This window comes from Corynebacterium nasorum, assembly GCF_030229765.1.
Classification (GTDB): Bacteria; Actinomycetota; Actinomycetes; order Mycobacteriales; family Mycobacteriaceae; genus Corynebacterium; species Corynebacterium kefirresidentii.
The window spans coordinates 1-6,321 of record NZ_JASPGY010000016.1 but is presented as its reverse complement, the minus strand read 5'-3'; the positions used below and the strand labels follow the sequence as shown (position 1 = coordinate 6,321).

General features: G+C 56.7%; 8 protein-coding genes. 7 read left to right on the top strand and 1 reads right to left on the bottom strand.

Annotated features, from left to right (window positions below):
* On the bottom strand, positions 1–194 hold a 194-nt coding region (locus QP904_RS11635; RefSeq protein WP_284836119.1), incomplete at its 3' end, for a hypothetical protein.
* Between QP904_RS11635 and QP904_RS11630 the strand changes: the two genes are divergently transcribed.
* The 7 genes from QP904_RS11630 to QP904_RS11600 are packed head-to-tail and all read left to right on the top strand — an operon-like array spanning position 186 to position 6,099.
* A complete protein-coding gene (locus QP904_RS11630; protein WP_284836118.1) occupies positions 186–1,970 on the top strand; it encodes a transglycosylase SLT domain-containing protein in 1,785 nt (594 codons plus the stop codon). The two genes, QP904_RS11635 and QP904_RS11630, sit on opposite strands and share 9 nt — an antisense overlap.
* 15 nt (positions 1,971–1,985) lie before the next feature.
* On the top strand, positions 1,986–2,858 hold the full coding sequence (locus QP904_RS11625; protein WP_259825019.1) for a hypothetical protein: 873 nt from the start codon (positions 1,986–1,988) through the stop codon (positions 2,856–2,858).
* Positions 2,851–4,374: a Gp37-like protein gene (locus tag QP904_RS11620; RefSeq protein WP_259825017.1), complete on the top strand. Its 1,524-nt coding sequence runs from the start codon at positions 2,851–2,853 to the stop codon at positions 4,372–4,374. Before QP904_RS11625 ends, QP904_RS11620 begins: the two co-directional genes overlap by 8 nt.
* Positions 4,375–4,423: 49 nt before the next feature.
* Positions 4,424–4,597, top strand: coding sequence for a hypothetical protein (locus QP904_RS11615; RefSeq protein ID WP_259825016.1), 174 nt, complete (start codon positions 4,424–4,426; stop codon positions 4,595–4,597).
* A gap of 27 nt (positions 4,598–4,624) precedes the next feature.
* A complete protein-coding gene (locus QP904_RS11610) occupies positions 4,625–5,290 on the top strand; it encodes a glycoside hydrolase family 25 protein (protein WP_284836117.1) in 666 nt (221 codons plus the stop codon).
* A 49-nt stretch (positions 5,291–5,339) separates the two neighbouring features.
* Entirely contained in the window at positions 5,340–5,723 is a 384-nt protein-coding gene (locus QP904_RS11605) for a hypothetical protein (protein ID WP_259825009.1), read from the top strand.
* A gap of 28 nt (positions 5,724–5,751) precedes the next feature.
* Complete coding sequence (locus QP904_RS11600) at positions 5,752–6,099, top strand: MbeD/MobD family mobilization/exclusion family protein (RefSeq protein WP_259825007.1); 348 nt, start codon at positions 5,752–5,754, stop codon at positions 6,097–6,099.
* Positions 6,100–6,321 lie beyond the last annotated feature (222 nt).

The following is a 6,321-nucleotide window of genomic DNA, read 5'->3' as shown; positions in this document are numbered from 1 at the left end:
TTTGGGACCAGCACCCGCCGCAAGCAATAATAGAAATCAAGGCAAACGCCTAGGAACAAAACCCGGGGCACTTCAGGGAAGCAGCTATCCAACCAATCCTCAACCTGATAAAGCAGCTCTGGGAAGCTGTTGTAAACAGCATCAAAGCCCTCATCGATACGGTACTTATCCCAGCGTGGGACGCGATGAGCCAATTCCTGTCTGCTATCTGGAATAACGCTATTCAGCCAGTATTTAACGGGATTAAGACCGTGTGGAACATGGTTGTTGGCGCTATCAAGGCCATTATTGACAACGTTCTTCTTCCTGCCTGGCAACACATGTCAGACTTCATTAAAGGCATTGTCGATGCACACGTTCGTCCTGCGTTCGACCGCATGAAGCAAGGGGTCGACCAAGTTAAGCAATGGTTTGAAAAAGCCGCTGATGGAATCAAGTCCGCATGGAACAGTGTCTGGGAAACTATTAAGTCAATTGCCGGCAAAATTGCCAACGTCGCCTACAACAACGGCATTCGCCCCGCATGGAACGCTGTATCCAAGGTAACTGGTGTAGACGAGCTTCCTGAGGTCAGCTTCGCCACCGGTGGCGTCATGCCCGGTTACACCCCAGGCCGCGACATACACACCTTCTTCTCGCCTACCGGCGGAACGCTCAACCTATCCGGTGGTGAGGCCATCATGCGGCCCGAATGGACCAGAGCAGTCGGCGGCCCAGCAGCTGTCGCACGTATGAACGCTACAGCACGAGCAGGAAAAGGCACCGGACTTTCCGGCTCCTTCGCCGACGGCGGTGTCCTCGGCGCCATCAAATCCACAGCAGGCAAAGCATGGAACGTCACCGACGACGTCATCAACAAAGCCATTGAACTCGGTGGTGACTTCGCCAACGCAGCAAAGAAACTCTTCGATGGCAAAATCAACGCTGTTAAAGACAAACTCGGCATCAGCAGCGGCACCGACCTAGCCAAATCCGTCGCACCCGCCTACCTCACTAAAGGCGCCGACAACGCATGGAACTGGCTCAAAGACAAAGTCACCGCCGTAGCCAAGAAAGTCAAAGAACACCTAAGCGTCGGCGGCGACGTCAACAAATACCGCGGACTAGTCACCCGCCTACTAAAAGAAAAAGGACAACCAACATCCCTAGTCGACAGTGTCCTACGCCGCATGCAACAAGAATCCAGCGGCAATCCCCACGCAATTAATAATACGGATTCTAACGCCGCCAAAGGCACCCCATCCAAGGGACTCATGCAAACCATCGACCCCACATTCCAATCCTACAAAGACCCCGGATTCGACGACATCTGGGACCCAGAATCCAACATCCGCGCCTCCATGAACTACGCCATGGCTACCTACGGTTCTCTCTCCGCGGCCTACGACCGGGCCGGAGGCTACAAAAACGGCGGTGTACTACCTGCATTCCTGCGCGACACTGGTGGTGTACTCCCCAATAACTCTGTTGCTGTTAACACGTCCGGCCAATCAGAGTGGGTACTCAATTCGCAGCAAATGACCGACTTTGCTGAAGGCATTACCTATGCCGCCCAGCACTTAGACGCCACCGCTAAGACCTTCTCAGAAGGCGTCGAAGCATGGCTTAACGGTCAAGAAGAACGCGTCGGCGCCCCCATCGAATGGGGCTCACAATTCCTCGGCGACGTACTTGCCGACATCACCGACGACCTCGGCTCCCCCTGGGGCATTGACGGCACCAACGCCCCAGACATTCTTGACAATCAAGGCCGTGTCAAAGTCGCTGTCGCCGGCACCTCCGACGACCCCGGCAAAAACGCCCTCCCACCAGTCGAGGTTCACCTCAACATGAATGGCGACAATATGGAAGTCTCCTCCGACGACGTTCGCCGCGGCGTCAACCAAGCCCTCGACGATTATCAACGTCGAATCGAAGCACTCGAACGCGGAGTCAAAATCAACACCTTCACCACCCCAATGGTCGTCTAGCAGGAGGAAAGCACAGTGGACATCCAACTAACCGACTACAAAGGCCACACCTGGCACCTCGCCGGCGCCCAGGAAGGCGACGAAGGCGTCAGCCTACATAAAATCTCCGGCACCGACGGGAAACTATCTGACCACCCAGTACCAACCACCCAGCACTTCCCCACCCACACCTACGATACGGCCACCCCAGAGCCCATCACCCCAACCCTCACAGTCAGCATCACCCACACCACCAGCCTGACCACTGAAACCAATATCCGCCGATTCCTCGACGGCCTCGACTTCTACAAACCCGCCATACTCACCTTCCACCAACCCCGCCAACCCGAACTCCAACTCTTCGTCCACCTCGAGTCCCCCATCGGACTTCCCGAAGAAACCGCCCCCACAGACACCACCACCCTCGAAATACACCTCACCGCCCAAGACGGCCGCTACTTCGGCCCCGAACACACCTCCACCGGAATCACCACCATCGAAAACACCGGACAACTCCCCCTCTGGCCCACCATCCACTGGAAAGGCCTCACCGCCCGCGTCACCGAAGACAAAAACGGCCCCATCATCCTCCCACCAGCACTCGGCACAACCGGCCTCATCTACCACACCAACCCCGACACCGGCGGACTCGTCACCGACACACACGGCTACCCCAACCACAACGCCTGGGCCACACTCCGCGGCATCGCCTGGACACGCCCCATCATGCCCGGCAACGCCACCGCCATCGACTGCCACAAATGCCACATCCACTGGCGCAACGAATACCTACAACCCTGGGCACAAACAGGAGGAATAATCAGCAATGCAGGAACATCAAACAATTCAAATGGCCGCACTTGGGCAACGGCATCAGGACGACCACACGCCGTTCGTCTATTTGACTGACAAATACCTCACCCCACAAGCCATCATCACCGGATACACCAAGTTCAAAGCCAACGACAAAGTCAACGACGCCGGCACCTTCACCCTCGAAGTACCCGCCAACCACCCCGTCGTCGACCTCCTCATCCCACCACTAGCCTTCGACGGCGACCCCAACTCCACCCTGCGCAAACTCACCGACATCCAACAATTCCTCGTCGTCGAATACGGCCACACTCGCTACACCTACTTCGTCGACACCATCATCGACCACGCACAACAACACGACCCCACCGTTGAAATCACCGGCACCTCCATCCACGACCTGGCCAACTACCTCGTCATGGAATCCAACCCACTGACCATCAAAGCCATCCAACCCAAATACATGGACGTACGCGCCGGCGACTCTTTACGTGTCATTAAGACTTTCATCTTGATGAACCTGCGCCGTCTCTACCAATTCGACTTACTGCCCGATGCCGACCCATGGTCGCCTATTGCTTGGCGTGATTACGCTGACTGGCCGATTATGGTCAATCCACTCCACAAATCCACCACCACCCCCTGGACTGTGCTTGCCGCCCGCTTCGACTCACTTGCCGACCTGACAAAAGAAACCCTCGACGCCGCCGGACTCCGCCTGACCATTACACTCTGGATGCCCTGGGACAAGCAACCATTCCCCACCCACACCCGACTGTGGAAGCCTACCTTCATCATCGACATCGTCCCCCTCACCAATGATTCCTCCGTCGCTGGACACATCAGAGAAGGCGTTAAAAACATCAGCCGCCGCTGGGACCCAGAAGACAACGTCTCCACTGTCGGCCTCGGCGACCGCACCAACCCAGACGGCTACAAACCCTGGGTTATGCTCCGTCCCACCCACATCGACTACGCCACCAGCGACGTCACCATCACACGCTCCAAGTACGCAGACGTCACCGTCGGTGGAAAATCCCCCAACGCCATCAACCAACTGTTGAAGCGGGCAACCGCCACTTTCGTCGGCGGAGCCATCGCTGGCGCCAAAAACGCCTGGCCCGGAAACGACAAACAACTCGACGACCTACAAAACAAACTCGAAAAAGCCACCGGCAAACTCACCGAAGACAAACTACTCGCCTTCACTCACCACCAAGCCACCCGCAGAGCACGACACCTCGGCCCCTACCGACGCCGAGAACTCGTCGCCTCCGGAGAAGGCTTCACCATCGAAGGACAACAACAAGCCTACGAAGCACTCGCCAAAGGCAAGGGCAATCTCTCAGCCTCATTCAAACTCGCCGATAATTGCCCCTACCAGCTTGGCTACGAAGTAAACGTCGGCGACCAAATCGGCATCCAATGGCGAAACATGAACCTCTCCACCTGGATTGATGAAGCCACCATCAGCCACACACCCGGCACACCACCCAAAACCGAACTCGCTGTCGGCGAAGCACAACCCCGCCAATCCGCCCTCCAACAACTCAACGAAAATCAAAAACACATCTCCGCCACAACGAAACGACTCAAAACCCTCATAGGGTAAAATCACCACACGGGAACACCAGTTCCACACACAACAGGGGGGATAAAACATGGGAGTATGCCTAAACCGCGACACACCACCAGGAGCATGGGTCGTCAACCAACCCATACTCAACGCCACCAACCAACTACACGCGCTCTTCTTCGGCCCAGATGACTACACCACCGGCCGAAACACCATCGAAGCGCTCACACCAGCCCTACACAGCTGGCTCAACAACTAAAACCACAAAACAAGGGGGAAAATAATCATGCCACTGTACGGACTCGACGTGTCTGAACACAACAACGGACTCAACCTACACACCGCACAACAAGAAGGCTACGACTTCGCCATCATCCGCATCTGCGACGGAACCTACAAAGACCCCATCTTCAACTCCCACCTGAAGGACGCAGAAACCGCAGGGCTTATCACCAGCGGATACTGGTACCTCCGCGCCCCCTCCGAAGGCACTACCATCGCACAACAAGTCGACACCATCGACCAACAATTACAAGGCCGCAAAGACCTCCCCATCTGGATAGACGTCGAATCCATCGACCCTTCAGGCAACGCCCTCCTCTCCGGAAACGACGTCTGGGCAGCAAAACACGAACTCGAATGCCGCGGCTACACAGTCCCCGGCATCTACTCCGGCGCCTGGTACTGGGAGAAAATGATAGGCGGCGAACCCTCCATGGACGGCCTCGGCGCCCTCTGGGTCTCCAACTACGGAACTCAAAACAGTCACGGCACCGCCGCACAACTCTACCCAGGCGACAACAGCCCACGCTGGAACTACCCACTCGGCGACCACACCCCCGACATCCTCCAATACGGCTCCAACGGACACACAGCCGCCTACCCCGGCGTCGTAGACATCAACGCCTACCGCGGCACCCACGACGACCTCAAACACCTACTCAACCAATAACCCCCGCACACACCAGAAACCCCGCACACACCAGAAAGGAGAAACAACCATGCCAAAGCACGCACAAAACATCATCCACCCACAACAATTCCAACTCGACCGCGGCATCACCCACTCCCCCTGGTACCTCCGACAAACCATCTACACCGTCACCGGCCTCATCGCCCTCACCGTCACCGCCTTCGGTATTGCCAGCCCCGACCAAGTTGATACCTGGCTACAAAACACCAGTAGTATCACCGCCACCATTGCCAGCGCCCTAGCCGCAATCACCACCGGCGAACACTCTGACTATCGGCCCACTCCAGCCCAGCCACCACAGGAGACGCAACCAACCCCACACACCCCTGCGCCACCACGCGCTACACCCACCAATCCACAAGGAGCAACGCCAGGACACCCCGCACCCAACCCACAACAACCGCTCCAATAACCCAACAACACACCAAAGGAGGCACACCATGACACCACTAACAACCATCATCGCCACAGGCACCACCAGCGCCATCACCGGCATAGCCTCCTGGGTAACCGCCACCATCAACGCACATTCAAAAGAACGACAAACCCACGAACAAACCCGCTACCCCGAATGGAAAGCGTTCGTCGACACTATCCAACAAGAAACCCATCAACTCACCGACCGAGTCAACAATCTCCAAGACCAAGTGGACACACTCCGCGGCCGCGTCAACACACTCAGCCACAAGTACAACTCCGCACTCAGCCACATCACCGAATGGCGACAAGCACACCCAGACGAAATCCCCCACCACCCAGCACCAACAGCAATCAAACCCGACCTCTAAACCACCATGAGCAACAAGAACCCACACCACCCAGGAACCCCACACCACTTACGCCAATATGTCCGCAACCGCGACAATCACACCTGCCAACAATGCGGCAAACCAGGACACGAAGTAGACCACATCACCCCAATAAGCCAAGGAGTGAAGTGCCCCGGGTTTTGTTCCTAGGCGTTTGCCTTGATTTCTATTATTGCTTGCGGCGGGTGCTGGTCCCAAAAT

Excerpts from the sequence above, each read along its gene's own strand:
- QP904_RS11610 (WP_284836117.1), top strand. The coding sequence starts at position 4,625 with ATGCCACTGTACGGACTCGACGTGTCTGAACACAACAACGGACTCAAC.
- QP904_RS11615 (WP_259825016.1), top strand. The coding sequence starts at position 4,424 with ATGGGAGTATGCCTAAACCGCGACACACCACCAGGAGCATGGGTCGTC.
- QP904_RS11600 (WP_259825007.1), top strand. The coding sequence starts at position 5,752 with ATGACACCACTAACAACCATCATCGCCACAGGCACCACCAGCGCCATC.
- QP904_RS11605 (WP_259825009.1), top strand. The coding sequence starts at position 5,340 with ATGCCAAAGCACGCACAAAACATCATCCACCCACAACAATTCCAACTC.
- QP904_RS11630 (WP_284836118.1), top strand. The coding sequence starts at position 186 with ATGAGCCAATTCCTGTCTGCTATCTGGAATAACGCTATTCAGCCAGTA.